This window comes from Actinomadura formosensis, from assembly GCF_050948385.1.
Classification (GTDB): domain Bacteria; phylum Actinomycetota; class Actinomycetes; order Streptosporangiales; family Streptosporangiaceae; genus Spirillospora; species Spirillospora formosensis.
The window spans coordinates 5,443,542-5,462,108 of the sequence record NZ_CP192011.1; the positions used below are offsets into that span (position 1 = coordinate 5,443,542).

At 73.2% G+C, this 18,567-nt stretch carries 15 protein-coding genes and 1 pseudogene; 8 read left to right on the forward strand and 8 right to left on the reverse strand.

Going from position 1 to position 18,567, the window contains the following annotated elements; genetic code table 11:
• Positions 1-5: 5 nt before the first annotated feature.
• From ACQP1N_RS25550 to ACQP1N_RS25570, 5 genes are all read right to left on the reverse strand, one after another.
• The gene (locus tag ACQP1N_RS25550) at positions 6-2,309 is read right to left on the reverse strand and encodes a vWA domain-containing protein (protein WP_433227129.1); all 2,304 of its coding nucleotides are present in this window, start codon (positions 2,307-2,309) and stop codon (positions 6-8) included.
• Positions 2,310-2,618: 309 nt separating this feature from the next.
• Positions 2,619-3,965, reverse strand: coding sequence for a tetratricopeptide repeat protein (locus ACQP1N_RS25555; RefSeq protein WP_433227131.1), 1,347 nt, complete (start codon positions 3,963-3,965; stop codon positions 2,619-2,621).
• A 140-nt stretch (positions 3,966-4,105) separates the two neighbouring features.
• The gene (locus tag ACQP1N_RS25560) at positions 4,106-4,804 is read right to left on the reverse strand and encodes a Crp/Fnr family transcriptional regulator (RefSeq protein ID WP_433227133.1); all 699 of its coding nucleotides are present in this window, start codon (positions 4,802-4,804) and stop codon (positions 4,106-4,108) included.
• Between the two features lie 103 nt (positions 4,805-4,907).
• The gene (locus ACQP1N_RS25565) at positions 4,908-5,963 is read right to left on the reverse strand and encodes a tetratricopeptide repeat protein (RefSeq protein ID WP_131732990.1); all 1,056 of its coding nucleotides are present in this window, start codon (positions 5,961-5,963) and stop codon (positions 4,908-4,910) included.
• 129 nt (positions 5,964-6,092) lie between these two features.
• Positions 6,093-7,511, reverse strand: coding sequence for an MFS transporter (locus ACQP1N_RS25570; RefSeq protein ID WP_433227136.1), 1,419 nt, complete (start codon positions 7,509-7,511; stop codon positions 6,093-6,095).
• Positions 7,512-7,750: 239 nt separating this feature from the next.
• Between ACQP1N_RS25570 and ACQP1N_RS25575 the strand changes: the two genes are divergently transcribed.
• The gene (locus ACQP1N_RS25575; RefSeq protein ID WP_242609026.1) at positions 7,751-8,329 is read left to right on the forward strand and encodes a snapalysin family zinc-dependent metalloprotease; all 579 of its coding nucleotides are present in this window, start codon (positions 7,751-7,753) and stop codon (positions 8,327-8,329) included.
• Positions 8,330-8,462: 133 nt separating this feature from the next.
• On the opposite strand, the gene ACQP1N_RS25580 is transcribed toward ACQP1N_RS25575, so the two are convergent.
• Positions 8,463-9,431 carry a suppressor of fused domain protein gene (locus ACQP1N_RS25580; protein ID WP_433227138.1) on the reverse strand — a complete coding sequence of 323 codons (969 nt, stop codon included), beginning with the start codon at positions 9,429-9,431 and terminating at the stop codon, positions 8,463-8,465.
• A gap of 381 nt (positions 9,432-9,812) precedes the next feature.
• On the opposite strand from ACQP1N_RS25580, the gene ACQP1N_RS25585 reads away from it, so the two are divergent.
• The 4 genes from ACQP1N_RS25585 to ACQP1N_RS25600 are packed head-to-tail and all read left to right on the forward strand — an operon-like array spanning position 9,813 to position 12,902.
• A complete protein-coding gene (locus ACQP1N_RS25585; protein ID WP_067806831.1) occupies positions 9,813-10,238 on the forward strand; it encodes a hypothetical protein in 426 nt (141 codons plus the stop codon).
• Positions 10,228-11,421 (forward strand): hypothetical protein, encoded by a 1,194-nt coding sequence (locus ACQP1N_RS25590; RefSeq protein WP_433227140.1) that lies wholly within the window; start codon positions 10,228-10,230, stop codon positions 11,419-11,421. The genes ACQP1N_RS25585 and ACQP1N_RS25590 overlap by 11 nt, the downstream gene beginning before the upstream one ends.
• Entirely contained in the window at positions 11,418-12,014 is a 597-nt protein-coding gene (locus ACQP1N_RS25595; RefSeq protein ID WP_067806825.1) for a hypothetical protein, read from the forward strand. The genes ACQP1N_RS25590 and ACQP1N_RS25595 overlap by 4 nt, the downstream gene beginning before the upstream one ends.
• Positions 12,015-12,017: 3 nt before the next feature.
• Positions 12,018-12,902, forward strand: a complete 885-nt coding sequence (locus ACQP1N_RS25600; protein ID WP_433227143.1) for a hypothetical protein — start codon at positions 12,018-12,020, stop codon at positions 12,900-12,902.
• Between the two features lie 202 nt (positions 12,903-13,104).
• Here ACQP1N_RS25600 and ACQP1N_RS25605 read toward each other — a convergent pair whose 3' ends face one another.
• Positions 13,105-14,001, reverse strand: a complete 897-nt coding sequence (locus tag ACQP1N_RS25605; RefSeq protein WP_433227145.1) for a hypothetical protein — start codon at positions 13,999-14,001, stop codon at positions 13,105-13,107.
• Between the two features lie 153 nt (positions 14,002-14,154).
• Here ACQP1N_RS25605 and ACQP1N_RS25610 point away from each other — a divergent pair.
• Positions 14,155-14,241 (forward strand): annotated as a pseudogene (locus ACQP1N_RS25610) (IS5/IS1182 family transposase); the annotation flags it as partial.
• A 30-nt stretch (positions 14,242-14,271) separates the two neighbouring features.
• Here the strand turns inward: ACQP1N_RS25610 and ACQP1N_RS25615 are convergent.
• The gene (locus ACQP1N_RS25615) at positions 14,272-15,519 is read right to left on the reverse strand and encodes a M24 family metallopeptidase (RefSeq protein ID WP_067806815.1); all 1,248 of its coding nucleotides are present in this window, start codon (positions 15,517-15,519) and stop codon (positions 14,272-14,274) included.
• Between the two features lie 125 nt (positions 15,520-15,644).
• On the opposite strand from ACQP1N_RS25615, the gene ACQP1N_RS25620 reads away from it, so the two are divergent.
• Complete coding sequence (locus ACQP1N_RS25620; RefSeq protein ID WP_433227147.1) at positions 15,645-17,324, forward strand: AAA family ATPase; 1,680 nt, start codon at positions 15,645-15,647, stop codon at positions 17,322-17,324.
• Entirely contained in the window at positions 17,207-18,361 is a 1,155-nt protein-coding gene (locus ACQP1N_RS25625; protein ID WP_433227149.1) for a helix-turn-helix transcriptional regulator, read from the forward strand. The genes ACQP1N_RS25620 and ACQP1N_RS25625 overlap by 118 nt, the downstream gene beginning before the upstream one ends.
• Positions 18,362-18,567: the final 206 nt, after the last annotated feature.

The window sequence follows — 18,567 nt, forward strand, 5'->3', positions numbered from 1 at the left end:
GGCCGCTAGAGCCAGGGGTCGTCGTGGTTCGGCGGTGCGGGGGTGGCGGAGGGCTCCGGCCGCTCCTCGCCGGGCCGCGTCCCGTTCCGGCCAGGGGCGGCGGAAGGGCGCGCGGCACGGCGCGACCAGGCGGACCGGCGCGGGCGCACGTCGGTGAACGCGAGCAGCAGGCCGGTCTCCCCGAACGGCTCGCCCTCCCCGCCGATCGCGACCTCGTAGCGCGGCCCCTCCGGGGGCTGGACGACGACCTTTCCGGGCGCGCCGCGCCTGACCCGCACCGGCCGGTGCCCGGTCCGCGGATAGTCCAGGCCCGGGTAGCCGTCCGCGGAGTCGTGCACGACGAGCCGGAACTCGTTCGACGGCTTCGCCGGGGCCTTCAGGACGGCGAGTTCCTCGCCGTCCCGCCGCAGGGACGCGCGGAGCCCCCGCACGTCCGCGCGGGCACGGCGGGCGCCGCGGCGCAGCAGGAGCAGCAGCCCGAGGGCGAGCAGCAGAAGGGCCGCGCCGAGGAGCTCCCACCAGTGCCGCTCGAGCCAGCCGGGCTTCGGCTTCACCGTGACGGTGAGCTGCCCGTTCGCGTACGTCTTCGACAGGTCGGCGGTGTCGGCGACCTTGACGATCAGCGAGGTGCCGCCGAGCCCGGCGTCCGCCGGGAACCGCACCGTGAACGGGGACGTCGTGGTGCCCTGCCCGATGTTCAGCTCGGTGCCGCCGCCGAGGGACGCGCGGGCGCGCCCGGACCCCTCCAGCACCAGCCGGCCGCGCACCGGGGCACCGCTGTTCTCCATCGTGACCTTGCCGCGGACCTCCTGGCCCGGATACACGACCGCGCCCGAGGAGAACTCGACGCGGCCCCGCAGGGCGGGGGGCTCCGCGCTGACCGCGACGGTCACCGGGAGTTTTTCGGCGCGGACGCCGTAGCCGCTGACGACCCCGGTGAAGGTGAGGTCGCCGGGGCGCGGCGGGGCGGTGAACGTCCCGGCGTACCGGCCGTCGCCCGCCCGGTCGTCGGGGGCCTTGCCGTCGTCGCGGATGACGATGTTCTGTGGCGCGGGCAGCGACGGCCCGGCGGCCTGGACGGTGAAGTTCAGGCCCGCGAGCGCCTTCGCGTCGGTGATCGCGCCACGCCGGGTGACCAGCGAGAGCCACACGGTGAGCCGCTGACCGGTCTGCGCGCTCTGTGGTCCCACCACCAGCGAGGAGCTCACCGCGCCCTGCCAGATCGCCGTGGCGCTGACCAGCTGCCTCTCCAGCCGGTCCGGCGCGGTGAGCCGGACCTTCCAGGTTCCGTTGCGCGGGTTGACGATGTTGAGGGTCTCGACGGTCCCGTTCTCGCCGGCCCGCCGGAACTCCGAGTCGCCGCTGCGCCCGTTGCCGGGCACGGTGTTGCCGTCCGGGTCGCGGAAGTCGACGCGGACCCGGGGGTCGCCCTTGGCCACGGTGATGCTGCCGTCGGTCGCGATGACGGGGATGTCGATCTTCAGCTCGCGGGTCTGGCCGGCCCCGAGGGTCGTCTCGTCGCTGCGGCTGACGCCGAGGCAGCCGGCCGCGGCGAACGCCTCGGCGAGCGAGCGCAGCACGTCCCCGGAGTCGTGGACGACCCGGGCCTTCGGCTTGGAGGCGGACCGGCCGTCGCACCCGCCCTGGTAGCCGCCGGTCGCGAAACCGTCCAGTGCCGTCCGGTCGATATCGTCCCCGAAACCGAGTGGCCATACCTGGACATGGGAGGAGGAGGCGAGCGCGAGTTGCGTGTCCACCTGCTTTTGCGCCTCCCGGTTCCGGTCGGATTCGACACGTCCGTAATTGGGGCTCTGGTGGACGTCGAGGCGCCCGTCGGTGAGCAGGAAGACGACCTTGAGCGCGCCTTCCGGTCCCCCGCCGCCCAGCGCTCCGAGCGCCTTGGCCAGCGCCGCCGCGTGGTCGGTGTCGGCACCCTCGTTCTCGGCGCGGCGATGCAGTTTCCGGACACAGGACGCCAGTGCGTCCTTTTTCACAGAACTGTCCAGGACGACGGGCGGGCACGCCTCGGTGATCGCGTTCTGCCCGGGCTTGTTCTGGCTGCCGAATCCGTAGATCGACACGCGGCTGCGGGAGTTCAGGCCGCCCAGCGCGATCGTGCCGGCGGCCTTGATCTCCTCGCGGACGTCGGCCTCGCTGAGGCTTGCCGACTCGTCCACCAGGATGGACACGTCCATCAGCGTCGGCTCGGGGTCCGGGGCGCGGAGCCCCGCGGCGGCCGGAACGGCCCTGCCGGCCGTGTTCGCGGCATTGGCCGCGGCGGACGCGTGCGCGCCCGTATCGGAGGTCACGAGCGGCCACATCTGGGCGGCCAAGATCGTTATTACCACGGCGATCCGCCGCGCTGGGCACGCGAAAGCGCGGCCCGTTCTTTGCATCATTCTCCAGAACCCCTGTGCAATGGCGAGTTGACCACCCCGTAGCCCCACCTTTCCCGATGATCGCCGAAGTACAACATCGGAATCGACGTCAGTTATCCGACTGTTACCAATTGCCGATCGACATTCGCTTTTAGAGTGACAATTGCCAGATGTCCGAATTGACCTACTTAGGGAGGTGATTGACCTGTTTTAAGTAGAGCCGGTTTTTAGAATTGTCTTTTAGATTTGGCTGCTCGGGTGCCGGGCGTCATCGCCGGCGTCCTCGGCCGCGGCCCCGCCCGCACCGTCCCCGGACACCTCGTCCCCAGGCGGCCCGGCCCCCGGCGGGCAGCCTCCGGACGGCTCGCCTCCGGACGGGTCGCCTTCGGGCGGGTCGTCCGCGACGGGGAGCGCCGCGAGTTCCCGGAGGAACTCGTCCAGCAGCCGGTCCGCCGCGGGCCGGTCCGCCGGAGGCTCCGCCCGGACCAGCCGCAGCCCCTCCACCAGGTAGTTCTGCGCCGTGCCGTACCGCTGGGCCCGCCGCTCCAGCCGTCCCAGCTCCAGGTGGGCCTCCACCGACGCCGGCCGGTGCTCCAGCAGGAACATCCACGTCTGCCGCGCCTCCTGCAGCGCTCCAAGCGCGGTGTGGCACCGGCCGAGCCGCAGCAGCGCCGCCGGGCCGGGCGGCGACACCGGATCCTCCGTCATGCCGAGCAGCTCCTCCAGGTCCAGCCGCGCCCGCGCGAACTGGCCCAGCCGCATCAGCGTCTCGGCCCGCGCGTCCAGCAGCGCCGTCCAGCCCCGGGGGTCGTCCGGCGCGACCTCGTCCAGCAGGCGCATCGCGTCCTCCGGCCGCCCCTGCCGGAGCAGCGCCCACGCCTCCGCGACCTTGCCGTCCGGCTCGCCCTGCGGCCTCGTGCCCGGCCCGTGCTCCGGCCCGTGCTCCGGCGCGGCACCGGCCGCGTCACCGGGGGCGGGACCGGACGCGGGGCCGCCGGTGCGGTCGGAGACATAAAGCCAGGCGTCCATGGAGAACCCCTTGGCGGGCAGCGAGCTGCGCACCCGCCAGAAGTCCTCCGCCCGCAGCGACCGGAACCCGTTGCGGATGACGTCCTGGAACAGGTGATCCGACACGATCACCGCGAGCTGCGCCTGGGGGAAGTCCTCCAGCGCGGCCTTGACCGGCGGGCCGTCCAGCAGCCGGAAGCAGTCGATCACCGCGGCCCCGTTGAAGCCCGCCGGGCCGGGAATGACGAGCCCGCTCGTCAACGCCAGCCGCAGCCGGATCCGCGCGGCCCGCGCGAGCAACCGGTTCTCCTGCCAGAGCGCGACCTCCAGCTCCGCGACCAGCGCCGGGATGACCGCGGTCTCGTCGATGTCGCTCGGCGGCAGGATCAGCACGCCGTCGCCGCTGCTCTGCACGATCCGCTCGGGCAGCCCCGCCTCCCGGCACGCCGTCATCGCCACGCTGACCAGGGCCTGCTGCGCGCGGATCTGCTCGGGGACCAGACGCCCGCTCCACCCCTTGATGTCCAGTGCCGCGCACAGCGACCGCCGTGATCCCGGCCCCCGTGATGCCGACCCCATCGCCACCCCTTCCCGTCGTGGCCTGGAGTCTCCCGGCACAGGGGGCATCACAACCCGCATCAGTACGGACAACGGGAATTCGGCTCACAAGCCGCCGTATTCGCGGGCGCTCCACCGCGGCCCGCGGGGAGCGGCGGCGGTCAGGGGCACAGCTCGGAAGGCGGTTCCATCTCGGCCAGCCGCGCCAGGCCCGGCACGTCCAGCAGGAGCACCCGGCCGCGGCCGCACAGGACGAGGTCGCGCAGCGCCGACCCCCGCAGGGCCTTCTGCACGGTGCCCTCCTGGGCGCCGATGAGCATCGCCAACTGCTTCTGCCGGAGCTTGACGACGAGCCGGCCGTGTTCCCGGTCGAGCGAGCGCCGGGCCTGGTACAGCAGGGCCCGCGCCAGCCTGACCTCGACCGCGTACGCGGCCGCGTCGGCACGGTAGATGTTGGCCAGCGTGAGCCGGTCGCCGGTCATCGCGCTGAGCGCGAGCATCGCCTCGGGGTGCTCCTTGAGGCACGTCAGGAACGACGACGCCGGGATCACCGAGACGACCGAGCGGTCGAGCGCGGTCACGGTGGCGGTGCGCACACCGTCGTCGATCACCGCCATCTCGCCCACGAGATCGCCTCGGTGCCGGATGCCGAGCAGGGACAGGGCTCCGTTCTCCACCACCCTCGTCACGGCGACCCTGCCGTCGACCAGCACGTACACCGCCGTGCCCGGCTCGCCCTGCCGCATGAGCGGCTCGTCGCGCTGCACGGTCTTCGGCAGCCCGAGCCGCAGCACCGCGTCGCGAGCCGATGGTGACAGCCTCCCCAGGAAGGAGAGGTGATGCCAGCCGGAGCTCGTCATGGACGTCTCCTCAGCACACGCGCGCGTCGCCGCACCGGCCCGAGGGGACCGGACACCGCCGGACGGGGACCAAGTATGGCAGCGTCCGCGGCGTGCAACAGGGTCACGGGACACATGTCCGGGACGTCCCGGGCGTCCGGGCGAGCGCGGCGGCCAGCAGCCCGCGCGCCCCCTCCCGGTCGCCGCGGCGCAGCGCCTCGACGGCGAGCACCCGCAGCGGCGCGCCGCCCGCCGGGTACGCCTGCGCCGCCTCGTTCACCAGCCGGTCCCCCTCGCGGCGCTCGCCCCGCCGGTAGGCGCGGGCCGCCAGCGCGAGCAGCAGGTCGTGCTCCAGCCGCTCCGGCTCGGCCGCCAGGGCCGGGCGCGCCCGGACGATGCGGAGCCCGGCGGTGAGAAACCCCCTCGCCACGTCGTCCTGCTCTTCGAGGTCCATCAGCGGATACGCGTCCGGCGTCAGCGGATAGCGCCGCAGCAGGTACCGGCACGTCTCAAGCGCCGCCCGCCGCCCGCCGAGTTCCAGATGGCACCGCCCGAGGGCGAGCAGCGGCTCCGGGCCGGGCCGGACGGCGAGGAGGTCCACCAGGACGTCCATCGCCGAGGCGTGATCGCCGCGGTGCATCAACCCGCGTGCCCGCCGCCACAGCGCCGGAACCCGCCTCCCGCCCGGTGTCTCCGCCGTCGTCCCGTCCGCCGGCCAGGTCCAGTGGTCGGGGCCGAAGGCCGTCCCGCGGACCCGCTGGAACGGTGGCAGGGACGAGGCGGTCCGGGCGACGTGCCAGTGCAGCAGATCGCTCAGCAGGATCGTGACGGGCACCTCGCTCTCGCCCGCCCGCGCCAGCAGCCGGACCGCCTCCGCGACCGCCTCGGCGCCCGACCGCGGGCCCGCCGAGCCGCCGGTGACGCTGACCCGCGTGCCCGGCCGGCCCGCGCCGTGCCGGCGCAGCGCGTCCACCAGCGTCACCGCCGCCGCGGCGGGTTCCACGCGGTGCACGAACACCAGCGTCGGGCCGGCGGCGAGCATCGCCTCCGGCCGCCCGTGCCCGATCCGCCCCATCCTCCGGGCGGCCTCCGCCCTCGCCCGTATCCGCTCGGGGGTGTTCAGCCGTTCCCACCCTCCGATCCCCAGCGCGACACAGGTGATCTGCGCACCCTCACCCAACCCGGCCTCCCGATGACGTGCCCTCCCCGCGACCTTCTCCCGGCGCGGGCCCGCGCACCCCGTTCTAGTGCGGGTTGCGTGCGGAGGCGTGCGCCCGGCCGCGCCGGCCGCCGACGCGGGGGCGGTGCGTCATCCGGCCGCCTCGGCCCGCGCGTCCCGGCGCGGGCGGGGGAGGAACGCGACGATGGCCGTTCCCGCGGCCGTGACGGCGGCGGCGGTGCGGAACGCCGTCGCGTAGCCGTCCACGAGGTCCGGGCCGGCGGCGGCCGCGGCCGCGCCGAGGACGCTGAGGCCGATCGCGCCACCGATCGTGCGGGAGGTGTTGACGACGCCCGCCACGGTGCCCGCCTCGGAGGCGTCCACGCCGCTTGTCGCCGTCTCCACCAGCGGCGTCATCAGCAGGCCGAAGCCGAGGGCCATGGTCGCGCCGGGTCCGAGGATGGAGCCGAGGAACGTCCCGCCGGCGTCCAGCACGACGCCCTGCCAGGCGAACCCGGCGGCGGCCATGAGACCGCCGGCGCCGGCGAGGAGACGCGCGTCGACGCGGGCCATGAGGGTGGGCGCGAGCCGGGAGCCGATGATGATCCCGATGGTGTGCGGGAGGAACGAAAGGCCGGTGCGAACCGCGCTGTAGTGCAGGACGTTCTGCATGTAGAGCGACAGGAAGTACCAGAGCGCGAACCCGCCCGTCATCACGACGAGCGTGGCGAGGTTGCCGACCGCCACGCTGCGCAGCCGCAGCAGCCCGAGCCGGACGAGCGGGTGCGGGGTCCGCGCCTCGACCCCGACGAACAGGACGAGCAGGACGAGCCCGGCGGCGAGCGGGATCAGGGACGCCCAGCCGTGGTCCTCGGTCTGGCCGATGCCGAAGGCGAGCAGCCCCACGCCCGCGGTGACGAGGACGGCGCCGGGCACGTCGAGGCGGACGCGGCGCGCGGTGGCGCGGTCGTCGCGGAGCCGGCGGGCGGCGATCACCGCGACGACCGCGCCGACCGGGACGTTGATCAGCAGGACCCAGCGCCAGCCCAGGTAGTCGGTCAGCAGCCCGCCGGCGAGGCCGCCGGTGGCGCCGCCGGCGGTGCCGACGGCCGTCCACATCGCGATCGCCCTGGTGCGGGCGGGCCCGGCCGGGAACGTCGCGGTGACCAGCGACAGCGTGACGGGCGCGAGGATCGCGGCGCCGAGCCCCTGCGCGGCGCGGGCCCCGATCAGCATGGCGCCGTCCTGCGCGAACCCGCCCGCGAGGCTGGCGAGGGTGACCAGGCCGAGGCCCGCCATGAAGACGCGCTTGCGCCCGTAGAGGTCGGCGGCGCGCCCGCCGAGCAGGAGGAATCCGGCGAACGTCAACGAATAGGCGTTGACGACCCATTGCAGGCCGGTGGCGCCGAGGCCGAGGCCGGCGCGCATGTGGGGCAGGGCGACGTTGACGACGGAGATGTCCAGGACGACGAGGAACTGGCCAATGGACGCGACGAGCAGCACGGCCCAGCCGGGCGTCCTCCCGGCCCGGTGCTCTGCCTCCGCACCGGCGAGGTCGGTGGTGGTCATGCCGCCCATGGTGTCTTCCCGCGCGGTGCTTGCGCGTCGGGCGGCCGAACCAGACCGGGACGTCCCTTCGACCTAGGACCACCCGGCGGTGGAAAACCGCCGTCCGTTCAGTTTCGGCGGCGGGCGAACAGAAGGGCGGCAGGTGGACGCTCTTTTTCGGCCAGAAGGAATTTCGATTACGGCGGCGCAGGACCGGACCGGCATTGACGGTTTCGTCATCGGTACCGATAGTCGGCCCAATGAAAGCTCCCATGGTTGCCCGAAGATTTCTGCGGGTCTGCGCCACGCTGCTGCTCGGCCTGGCCTTCCTGACCGGCACGGGGCTCGCGGCCTCGGCCTCGTCCGACCCACAGCCGTCCTTCGTCGTCCGCACGGTCACCTACGACGCGAGCGGCGCCGCCGAGTTCCGGGCGGCGGTCGACGAGGGCGCGCAGATCTGGAACCAGCACGTGCGCAATGTCCAGTTCGTCCCCGGAACGCCCGCCGACGTCGTCATCTACGCCGACAACGGCTGGCCGCGCGCCATGCCCACCGGCCTCGGGAGCGGCTACGTCTGGATGGGCCGGCAGGCCGTCCAGCAGGGCCACTACCCGGTCCGGATCGCGGCCCACGAGCTGGGGCACATCCTCGGCCTGCCGGACCGGCGCACCGGGCTGTGCTCGGACCTGATGTCGGGTGCCAGCGCCGGCACGTCCTGCCGCAACCCGGACCCCAGCCCCGCCGAAGCCGCCGAGGTCGAGTACAACTTCCAGAACGGCCGCACCGCGCTCGTTCCCGGCGTCACGCTCGCCGACTCGCCCGCCCGCACCCGCCACTGAGATTCCCGCCGAAGGCGCCCGCTCTTCCCGAGGCGGGCGCCTTCGGCATGCCGGAGACCGGCCGCCATCCAGCCAGCAGAAACCCGTGGTCGCGTATTTGCCGGCGCGCCGCCCGAACGGCGGCCGACCCCGGTTAGGGCACGACGTTCACGGTCAGGGGGCCGACCCGGTACGTGCCGGGCTGCGGGCGGACGGTCTCGGCGACGGCCCGGCTCACCTCGTCCGGCAGCGTGATCTCCAGGGCCTCCTGCGTCCGGTCATGGCCGAACCGCTGCCCGGGAAGCAGCACGACGGGCGTGCCGGGGCCCCGCAGGATCAGCGGATTCCCGTGCGGCACGCGGGCCGGCAGCACCCGGGTGAACTGCGGGATGTGCCGGGCGCCGATCTCCAGCGTGACACCGTCGGAGGTGTCGGCGTCCAGCTGCTGGAAGAACAGGAAACCGGTCCCGGACCCGTCCCGCCGCGACCCCTCCTGGACGGTCCTGGCGACGCCCGGCACATCGGCCAGCGACATCCGGTCCAGGTTCGTCACCAGGACCGGCAGGTGCGGCTCGATGGCACCGATGAGCCCCTGGACGTTCCACGACTGCGCCGCGTGAAGCTCATCGGTGGTGATGCCGACGAACTGCAGGAACGCCACTTCCCCCAGCGGGGTCCGCGCCCGCCCCAGCTCCGGGTCGAGCACCAGGGCCCCGGCCCGGATGGCCGACCCCGGGCGGTCCGGGTCGATCGGATCGGGGAACTCGATGTAATGCCCCGCCTTGAAGTCGTTTCCGCTCTTCGCCACGTACGACGCGAGGTTCTCCAGGTGGCCCATCGCCCAGTTCGGCGGCGCCTGCTCCTGCGGCCCGCGCGGCACCCGCAGGGTGAACTCGTAGCCGCGCTCCTCGAACGGCGCGGTCAGCGCGTACCCGACGAGATGCCAGTGCGGCACCGGCTCGTCCCGCGGATAGACCGCGATCGTGTTGGTGACGAACTGCCCCATCGGCATCGGCCCCATGGGCCGGTACGGCATCGGCGCGTCCCACACCAGCCGGTCCGCGTCCCCGTACCGCGCCCCGAGCACCCCGTCGATCGCCTTCCACCCGTCCAGATTCTGCATCTCTCCCCCTTCACGGACTGGGTCACTGCCACTTACCGACGCACCACCGCCGATCTTGGTTCAGCCCCATCCGATCCGGTCGAGGGTATCGGCGCCCTGGTCGCCCAGGCGCGGCGGCGGGCGTGGTGCCGGGGGAAATGCACCGGACACACCGTTTCACGAGAATTGCAGTGGATGTGATCTTTCTCGCGAAAAGCGATATTCGGTTCCGGGCTCACCAAAACACCACCGCAGACCAGCCCATTTACGGCCGATTTCCGGCGTCCATCCCTGTTGACCTCTTCCGGAATGCGCAAGCCCCTGGAAGAGCGCCGATGACCGCCCCATAATGTTCCCGAAATCCAAGACTCATGAGCGGCGGTCGACAGGAGAGGTGGGCGCATGGATCCCGCGCTGGCAGGGCTCGCCGGTGCGGCGGGCGCGGCCCTGGTGGAGGCCATGGCCACCGATTTCTGGGGCACGGTGAGGGCGCGGTTCACGCGAATCGTCGGCCGTGGCGCGCACCCCGCCGAAGAGGGTCTCTCCCGGCGGCTGGAGGAGTCGGCAAGCCGGTTGGGCCGCCTGTCCCCGCCGGAACGGACGGCCGTCGCGGCCGAGCAGGAGAGGTGGACGGCCATCCTGATGGCCTTCCTCGTCGAGCACGCCGAGGCGTCGGCCGAGCTCCGGGACTTCGTCGTCCAGGTGCGGCGTTCCCTCGCCGAAGTGGAAACGGCTCCCGTAGTACAGAACATCACCGCCGGCCGCAACGCCTACATAGCGGGCAGAGACCAGCACATATCGACGCCTCTGGACGGCGATGGGCGATGAACCGGAACGTCCCGCCCCCACCCAGCAGGTGTGGGCGAGACGAGACGCGTTCGTCGCGGCCCGCGACATCTACGTCACGGCGGTACTGAGCAGGACGGCGACGCGGACGCCTTTCCCGGCGGGCGGCGGCTACCGCCCCGACCGGCCGGTGTTCGTCCAGTACACGAACCCTGAAATCCTCGCCTGCTACGGCATCGACGCCAGAGAAAGACACGCCGCCCTCACCCTGACCCGGGCGTTGGAGGCGACACGGCTCGCGCTGCTGCTGACCGAACGGCACCTTCTCATCCCCGCGTCCTACATCTTCGAGATCCCCTGGTACCGGACCTTCCTCGGATGCCTGGCGCCACTGGTGCGGGCGGGCGCCCTCCGCTACGTCTCCCCCGTCCCCGACCTGGCCGACTACCGGGAGATGAAGGTCCACGAGTACCGGCGGGACCGGCTCAACCCCTATCGGCGCACCGGCGTGCGGGGGATCTGCTCCGATCCCGACTTCACATGGGCCCCCCGGCACGGCGGAGGAACGGCCGCCGGAATCGGCGACCTGTGGCGGGACGCGCTCCAGCCCGGCGGTGAACTGCACGGGATCGTCCGTGGCACCGCACGCCGATGGCACCGGCCCCGGGGACGCGCCGAACGGCTGCTCGGGAGAACCCCCGAACGGCTGGACGGCCAGGCGTTCATCGCGCGGTTCGTGGAACGCGCGTTACCGGTTCCGCTCACCCCGCCCGAAAGCACATCGCTCGCCTTCTTCCTCTCCCGCGCATATCTGCGCAGTTACCTCCTCGACCTGGACGCCGCCGTCCTGTCCGACCTTCCCGCGGGTGATCTGACCTGCGGACTGTCCCGCAGGACGCCCGGCATGGACGGCAGGCTGCTGCCGGCGCGGCGCCTCGACTCGGTACTGCACTGGCTCGGCATCCGGGACTTCGTCCACCGCGCCGCCCGCTGGGACGAACTGCTGCGGCTGCGGTCCCTGCCGGAATTCGGCCTGGTCATCGACCGGGTGTACGACGACTCCGCAGCGGACGCGCTGCGGATCGCCGTCCTGGAGGCCCGCAGATCCCACCGCTTCCGGCACGCCGGCACCTACGCCGAAGCGAAGTCGAACGTGCAGGCCGTGGCCGGCACCATGGCCGATTTCACCTTCACCGACAGAAAGACATGGAGCGACGACCCATGACCATTTCCGTGTACTGCTCCGGTTCCATCATGAAGGGCGCGGGGGACGAGAAGAAACTCTGCTGGTCGGACATCGAGAGGCTGGAGGTCGCCAAGGGCGCCGCGCCGCGCGAGGTCGTTTTCCTCAACCCGGACGACCCCATCACCGACCCGTCCAACACGCTCGGGCAGTTCGGCCGCGACATGTACCAGGTGATGGTCGCGACGGCGGTCATCGTGGACGCCCGGGAACGCCGCGGAATCGGCATCGGGGTGGAGATGACCGCCGCCACCCTGCTCGGCACGCCGATCATCGTGGTGGCCCCGCGCAACTCCAAGTACCGGGCCGACGAACTCGAATACCGCGGCGTGGTCGTCCGCGACTACGTCCACCCCCACGTCGCGGCGCTGGCCTCCGCGGTCGTCGACGACTTCCTGACCGCCGGGGAACTGCTCCCGGAACTGGCGTCGCGGAAGGCGCGCGAAGCGCCCCACATGCCCGGCTGGCTCGACGAGGCGATCACGGAGTACCGCGACAACGTCCTGCCCGGCGACCCGCCCATGCTCGCCGCGCTCGAACGCCTGCGCGGGCGGCCATATGCGGAAAGCAGATGAGAGGTGATAACCGACTCGGCGCACAGCGTCGCGGAACTCATCGGCGACGGCCAGGACGGCCCCCGCGTTTACCTCGTCCACAACACCGCGCTCGAAGGGCTGCTCTTCGACCGCAACCTCACGGGAGCCGATTTCCGCCGGGCCTGCCTTGCCTGCAGCCGGCATTTCGTCGCGCACCTGGCGGACGAGCTTCCTCCCGGCGACACCGCCGAACTGATGATCCTCAGCAAGGGCCTGATCTACCAGCTCGGCGAGGCGATGGCCGAGGAGACCGGCCGCAACCTGCCCACCAACATGATCGCCACGTCCCGGGCGGCCGTCGCGCACGGCACCGCGCGGATCGAGGTGCCCTACACCTGCTTCGACGCGCCCGCCGGAACCCTGCTCATCGGGGACACCGTGGCGTCCGGCGCGACCATCGTCGCGGCACTCCGCCGCTACCTGGAGACCTATCCGCTCCAGCGTGTCCACGTGGTCTCCTACGCCGGGACGCTCCTCGGCGCCACCAGGATCGCGGAGTTCTGCTCGGAACGGGGCATCGAGGCGACGTTCCTCTACGGGCTGGCCGCGTTCGGCCTCGGCGACAACGGCTTCGACCTGTCGTTCCTGCACCCGGAGACCATCGCCCGCGCCCGCTACGTCCAGCGGGCGCGGGAGCAGTTCTCCGGCAGGGCGGTCTCGGCGGTCGGCTGGGACTTCGGCTCCCAGTGCATGGCCCCGCGCAAGTACCGCCACCTGACCTGGGTGGAGGCCGAAGTGTGGGGCCTCCGTGACGCGGACTGCTTCACCGCCGCCGAGGAACCCGGCGACTGGTCGCAACTGGCCCACGAGCGCGCCGCCTACGAGGACGCCCTCCAGCGGTTCACCGGCGGCACACGCGAGCCCTGATCCCCCGGCCGGAGGGCGGCTTCCACGGCGGCCGACCGGCCCAGCCCGCCCGCGCCGCCGGATCGCCGGTGGTCATGCGGCGACCGGGCCCCGCCGCTCCCCCGTCTCCGGGAATCACTCGGGTCTGTCGCGAACGCCGACGGCCCAGGCCCCCGGACGGGGGCCTGGGCCGTCGGCGATGTTCTCGATGGGCTCCGGACCGTCAGTCGAGAAGATCTTCGGCCCTGTCGATGACTGCGGCGCGCTGGACCCAGCGTTCGAGCTGGTCGGTGTCGGTGCAGTTCGTGACGTGCTCGCGGACGTCGTTGGGGACGGTGATCCCGCGGGCGTCCAGCACGAGCAGGACCGCCTTCGCCTCGCCCTCGGCCTCGCCCTCCGCGCGGCCCTCCGCCCGGCCCTCGGCACGGTGGGTCTTGGCGAAGTCCGACTGCCACTCGTAGCCTGCGGTCTTCACGATCTCCTCCAGGATCTTGCGGGCGGCTTCGGAGAACCGGGTCGTCAGATAATCATGGTACAGACGGCCGGCGTCACTGCTCCTGGTGTCACCGGTCAGGGTGTCAATCGCGGCGGCCACGCTGGTCAGGACGGCTTCGCCGTCCGGGCCGTCGGCGTGAACGGGGGCGCTGAGGACCGCCAGTTCGGGAAGCCGGCGGGCCTGGTCGGGGTCGGTGATGGGAGGCAGCATCCCGGGGTGGACCGTCAGGGGCTTGAGCACCCATTCGGGGTGCCCCATGTCGATCGGCCTGGCGCAGGCGCGGGCGGCGGCCCGGTCGGGGCAGAGGACCAGCAGGGTCACCGGGCATCTGTGCCGCTGCCGCAGCAGGGACAGGTAGCTGGGCCAGCTGAAGAGCTTCCCCTCGTCGTAGCGCAGCTGCGATTCCACGATGACGCCGCACTCGGGCTTCTCGGGGTCGCCCAGAAGGACGGTGGCGTCGCAGCGCAACTCGGCCGGGTTCAGGCCGGCGAAGGACTCGGAGACCAGCGTGGCGTCTCCACCCCCGGGCATCTCCAGGTCGAAGACGGCCCGCAGGATCGCGGGGACGAGCTGCGGCCGGTTGCGGACCAGCTCCAACGGCAGCTCATGATCGATTGACGGCACGCCGGCAACACTAGGGGCAATCATTTGCTTACCAAGTGTGTTCAGCGAATCTGGATACAGCAGTGGCCCGCATGACCCGCATGACCTGGGGTCCCGCGCGGGAGCAAGGCAAGGGTTACGACTACGCCGACCTGCGGCGCCGGCCTGGGCGGGCGGGGTATCACCCCGCGTATCGCCCGCCGCGGCATCGAGTCCTCCGACCGGCTGGGCCGGCACCGCTGGGTGGCAGGGCGGCATCACCGCCGCGGACTCACCAAATGAGACGACGTCTTAGGCGCGGAGTAGGTCGGTGGTGAGGGTGTTCAGTTCGACGGCGCCGTCCTCACCGACGACGACGGTGCCGCCGAGGTTGGCCATGCGGCCGTTCAGCACGCAGTTCGGCTCGAAGGCGAACGCCATCCCCGGGGCCAGGGGGAGGTCGCTGCCGATGGTCGGCACCTCGGTGATCAGGCCGTACTCCGCGGCCTCCGGCAGCTCGCGCAGGCCGCCGCCGAAGCCGCAGACCGTCCCGTAGGGGTCGATGCCGTGCACGAGCGGGTGAACGTTCCAGCCTCCCGCGTCCTCCATGGGCCGCTTCATCGCGGCGACGACCTCGCCGAAGGTGGCACCGGGCCGCATCGCCGCGACGCCCGCGTCGTAGGAGGCGCGCGCCACCTTGGCGGCCTGCTCGACGTCCGGGTGGACATCGCCGACCGCGATGGCGACCTGGTGCTGGGACTCGCGCATCCCGTAGGAGCTGAACACCTCGGCCAGGATCACGTCGCCGTCCTCGATGGTCCGCGGTGCCTGCGGCCGGTAGGACCACACCGGCGGACCCCAGCAGGCGAAACCGGGCCCGGACTGGATCAGCATGCCCGGGGCGGCGACGCCGAGCCGGTGCCCGGCGGCCATGCCGGCCGCGTACACGTCCGCCTCGGTCACGCCGGGCCGCGTCGCCTCCAGCATCGCCCGCGCCATCGCCTCGCCGGCGTCCGCCGCGCGGCGGAGCGCGGCGAGCTCCTCCTCGGACTGGACGAGCGTCCGGAGCAGGAAGCTCAGCCAGACGGGTTTGAACGTCGCGTCCGGGAGCTGCTCCAGGACCGCTGCCCACAGCCCGTGCGGCATGATCGGGTTGAAGTGGAACGGCGGGTACGGCTCCAGGCCGATCACGCCGATCGCCGCGCGGTCCAGGCCGTGCTCCCTGAGCACCTCGACCACGCCGGGCGCGTGCTTGGCGACCCGCATGTTGCGCGGCTCGGTCCAGCACGCCTCGCCGCGGCGGCGCGCCTCGATGTGGTCGGCGACGTGCATCGGCGACCACACCAGCGAGACCGGGTCGGCGTCTCGCGGGAACACCACGATCGCGCCGGGCCGCTCGTTGGTGAAGAACACGTCCGGCGCGAACGGCGCGGGGCCGCTCGACTCGTGCTCGCCGTACACGACGAGCGCCTCGACGCCTTCGGCGTCCATCAGCTCGCGCGCCAGCGCCCAGCGCCGGTCCCGCTCGGCGGTCGAGTAGCCGGGAAATCCTCCGGTCATCCTGCTCTCCTTGTGTCGCTCTTCTCGCTGGTCAGAACGCTACGGAGCGGAACGATGCCGAGGAATCGGTCGGATTACCGGTGCCGGGATCGCGGGGACCAGCGCGACATCAGTACCTTCCTTCCATGATTGTCGGTCGCGAGGCGGAGCAGGCCGTCCTCGGCGAGCTGCTCGACGAGGCCCGCGCGGGACGCAGCGGCGCCCTCGTCCTGCGCGGTCAGCCGGGCATCGGCAAGTCCGCGCTGCTGGAGCACGCCGTGGCGCGGGCGGACGGGCTGCGCGTCCTGCGCACCGCCGGGATCGAGTCCGAGGCCGAGCTGCCCTTCGCCGGGCTGCACCTGCTGCTCGGGCCCGTCCTCGACCGCGTCGACGCCCTCCCCGAGCGGCAGGCCGCCGCGCTGCGCAGCGCGTTCGGGCTCGGCCCCGCCGGGCAGGACGGTCCGCTGCTCGTCGGCCTCGCGGTGCTCTCACTGCTCGCCGACCTCGCCCCGCTGCTGTGCGTCGTGGACGACGCCCATTGGCTCGACCGGGCCTCCACCGAAGCGCTCGCCTTCGCCGCACGGCGGGTGCAGCGCGAAGGCGTGGCGCTGCTGTTCGCCGTCCGCGGCGGCGCCCGCGCCCGGCTGGACGGCATGCGGGAGCTGCCGCTGTGGGGCCTGGACGGCCGGGCGTCGGCGGCGCTGCTCGCTCAGCACGCCCCGGACCTCGCGCCGCCCGTCCGGGACCGGGTCCTCGCCGAGTCCGAGGGCAACCCGCTCGCGCTCATCGAACTGCACGCCTCGCTCACGGCCGAGCAGCGCGGCGGCGCGGTCCTGCCGCTGGCGTACCACCTCGGCGCGTTGCCCCTCACCGACCGCGTGCGCCGCACGTTCGGCGCACAGGCCGCCCGGCTGGACGAGGGGAGCCGCACGCTGCTGCTCGTCGCGGCCGTCGAGGAGACCGGCGACCTCGGTGTCGTGCTCCGCGCGGCCGAGGCCCTCGGTGCCCGGCCGTCCGCGCTGGAGCGGGTCGAACGCTCGGGCCTGCTGTCGTTCTCCAGGACGTTCGCCGCCTTCAAGCACCCGCTCGTGCGGGCGGCGGTCGTCCAGGAGGCTCCGCTCGCCCGCCGGCTGGCCGCGCACCGGGCGATCGCCGAGGCGCTCGGCGAGCAGCACCCGGACCGCCGGGCCTGGCATCTCGCCGCGGCCGCGACCGGGCCGGACGAGCGGATCGCCGCCGGGCTCGCGGACACCGCCGAGCAGGCCGCGGCACGGGCCGGGTACGCCGCGCAGACCGCCGCGCTGGAACGCGCGGCCGAACTCACCCCGACCCGGCCCGGCAGGCCGGCCGGCTCGTCGGCGCGGCCGAGGCCGCGCTCATGGCGGGCGACCTCGCGCGGGCGGCGCAGATCGCGCGCCGCGCGGGCCGGGCCACCCGGGACGCCGCGCTCACGGCGCGCCTCGCCCACGTCCGGGCCGGGGTGGAGTTCGAGCGCGGGTCACCGCTCGCCGCGGCGGCGATCCTGCTCACGGCCGCCGACCCGATCGCGGATCGGCAGCCGGCCAAGGCCGCGCGGATGCTGGCGGAAGCCGTCCGGAACAGTTACTTCGGCGGCGATTCGGCGCTCGCCCGGCAGGCCGCCGACCGGCTGCTCGAGGTGGCCGGCGAGACGCCCGGCGCGGTGGCGCTCGGCGGCCTCGCCCGGCTCATGGCGAACGATCCGGCCGAGGCGATGCCGCGGATGCGCGCCCTGCTCGCCGCGGCCCGGCGCGGCGGGGTGCCCGGCACCGCGGAGCGGGTCATCGCCGGGGCGATGGGCATGCTGACCGGCGACGACGAGGCCGCGTTGGAGATCTACGAGCCGCTCGTCGCCGATGCGCGCGACACCGGGCAGATCGGCTGGCTGCCGAACGCGCTGGAGCATCTGGCGGTGACGGAGATGTTCCTCGGCCGCCGCAGGGACGCGATCGTGCACGCCGAGGAGGGCATGCGGCTCGCCGAGAGCACCGGGCAGCTGCACCGCGTCGACCATCTGCGCTGCGTGCTGGCCTGGGCGGCGGCGTTCGCGGGGGACGGGGACGCCTGCCGGTCGCTCGCCGAACCGGCCGTCGCCCGCGCCCGGACGGCCCGGATCGCCCGCACCGCGGCGTGGGGCTCGATGGCGCTCGCCCTGCTGGACCTCGGCGGCGGCCGGTACGACCGCGCCCTCGACCGGCTGGAGGCGGCCTCCCGCGGCGCCGGGGACACCCCGCTCGGGCTGATGAACCTGATCCACTTCGCGGGCGACCATGTCGAGGCCGCCGTCCGAGCCGGGCGGCCGGAGCGGGCGGACGGGGCCATCGAACGCTTCGAGGGCTGGAGCATCGCGTCGGAGCAGCCGTGGGCGGCGGGCGTCCTGCTGCGCTGCCGCGCGCTCCTCACCACGGGAGAGGAGGCCGGACGGCTTTTCGTCGAGGCGGTGCGGGCGCACGCCAAGGGCGGCCGCCCGTTCGAGCGGGCGCGGACCGAGCTGCTGTACGGCGAATGGCTGCGCCGGGCGCAGCGCAAGGCCGAGGCGCGCTCACTGCTGCGGCCGGCGCTGGAGACCTTCGAGGGAATGGGCGCGGCACCGTGGGCCGAACGCGCCCGGGCCGAACTCCGGGCGACCGGCGAGGCGGGCGCGAGCACCCGCGACGACTCCGTCGCCGACCGGCTCACCCCGCAGGAGCTCCAGGTCGTCCGGCTCGCCGCCCAGGGCCTGTCCAACCGCGACATCGCGGCGCAGCTGTTCCTGAGCCCGCGCACCATCGGCCACCACCTGTACCGCGCCTACCCGAAACTAGGCGTGTCCTCCCGCGGCGAACTCGCCAGCCTCGGCCTCTGACCTCGGCTTGATCGCCGGCAGGCACATTGCCCGATCCAAGCCCAAGCGCCCGGGACGGGGGTGGGACGTGTTCGGAGGTGGACGTCCGGAGGCGGGAGGCTCGGGGGCCGGGTGGGCGCGGATTGGTGCTTGCGGGCGATCGAGAGGCGGCGTCCCGGGCAGCGGACCTCGATGAGTGATCGCCACCCCAGGACGAATGATCCGCC

Bases quoted from the DNA above. Each gene is read 5' to 3' on its own strand.
- ACQP1N_RS25620 (WP_433227147.1), top strand. From the start codon at position 15,645: ATGATTGTCGGTCGCGAGGCGGAGCAGGCCGTCCTCGGCGAGCTGCTC.
- ACQP1N_RS25590 (WP_433227140.1), top strand. From the start codon at position 10,228: ATGGGCGATGAACCGGAACGTCCCGCCCCCACCCAGCAGGTGTGGGCG.
- ACQP1N_RS25615 (WP_067806815.1), bottom strand. From the start codon at position 15,519: ATGACCGGAGGATTTCCCGGCTACTCGACCGCCGAGCGGGACCGGCGC.
- ACQP1N_RS25570 (WP_433227136.1), bottom strand. From the start codon at position 7,511: ATGACCACCACCGACCTCGCCGGTGCGGAGGCAGAGCACCGGGCCGGG.
- ACQP1N_RS25560 (WP_433227133.1), bottom strand. From the start codon at position 4,804: ATGACGAGCTCCGGCTGGCATCACCTCTCCTTCCTGGGGAGGCTGTCA.
- ACQP1N_RS25595 (WP_067806825.1), top strand. From the start codon at position 11,418: ATGACCATTTCCGTGTACTGCTCCGGTTCCATCATGAAGGGCGCGGGG.
- ACQP1N_RS25585 (WP_067806831.1), top strand. From the start codon at position 9,813: ATGGATCCCGCGCTGGCAGGGCTCGCCGGTGCGGCGGGCGCGGCCCTG.
- ACQP1N_RS25575 (WP_242609026.1), top strand. From the start codon at position 7,751: ATGAAAGCTCCCATGGTTGCCCGAAGATTTCTGCGGGTCTGCGCCACG.
- ACQP1N_RS25625 (WP_433227149.1), top strand. From the start codon at position 17,207: ATGGCGAACGATCCGGCCGAGGCGATGCCGCGGATGCGCGCCCTGCTC.
- ACQP1N_RS25580 (WP_433227138.1), bottom strand. From the start codon at position 9,431: ATGCAGAATCTGGACGGGTGGAAGGCGATCGACGGGGTGCTCGGGGCG.
- ACQP1N_RS25555 (WP_433227131.1), bottom strand. From the start codon at position 3,965: ATGGGGTCGGCATCACGGGGGCCGGGATCACGGCGGTCGCTGTGCGCG.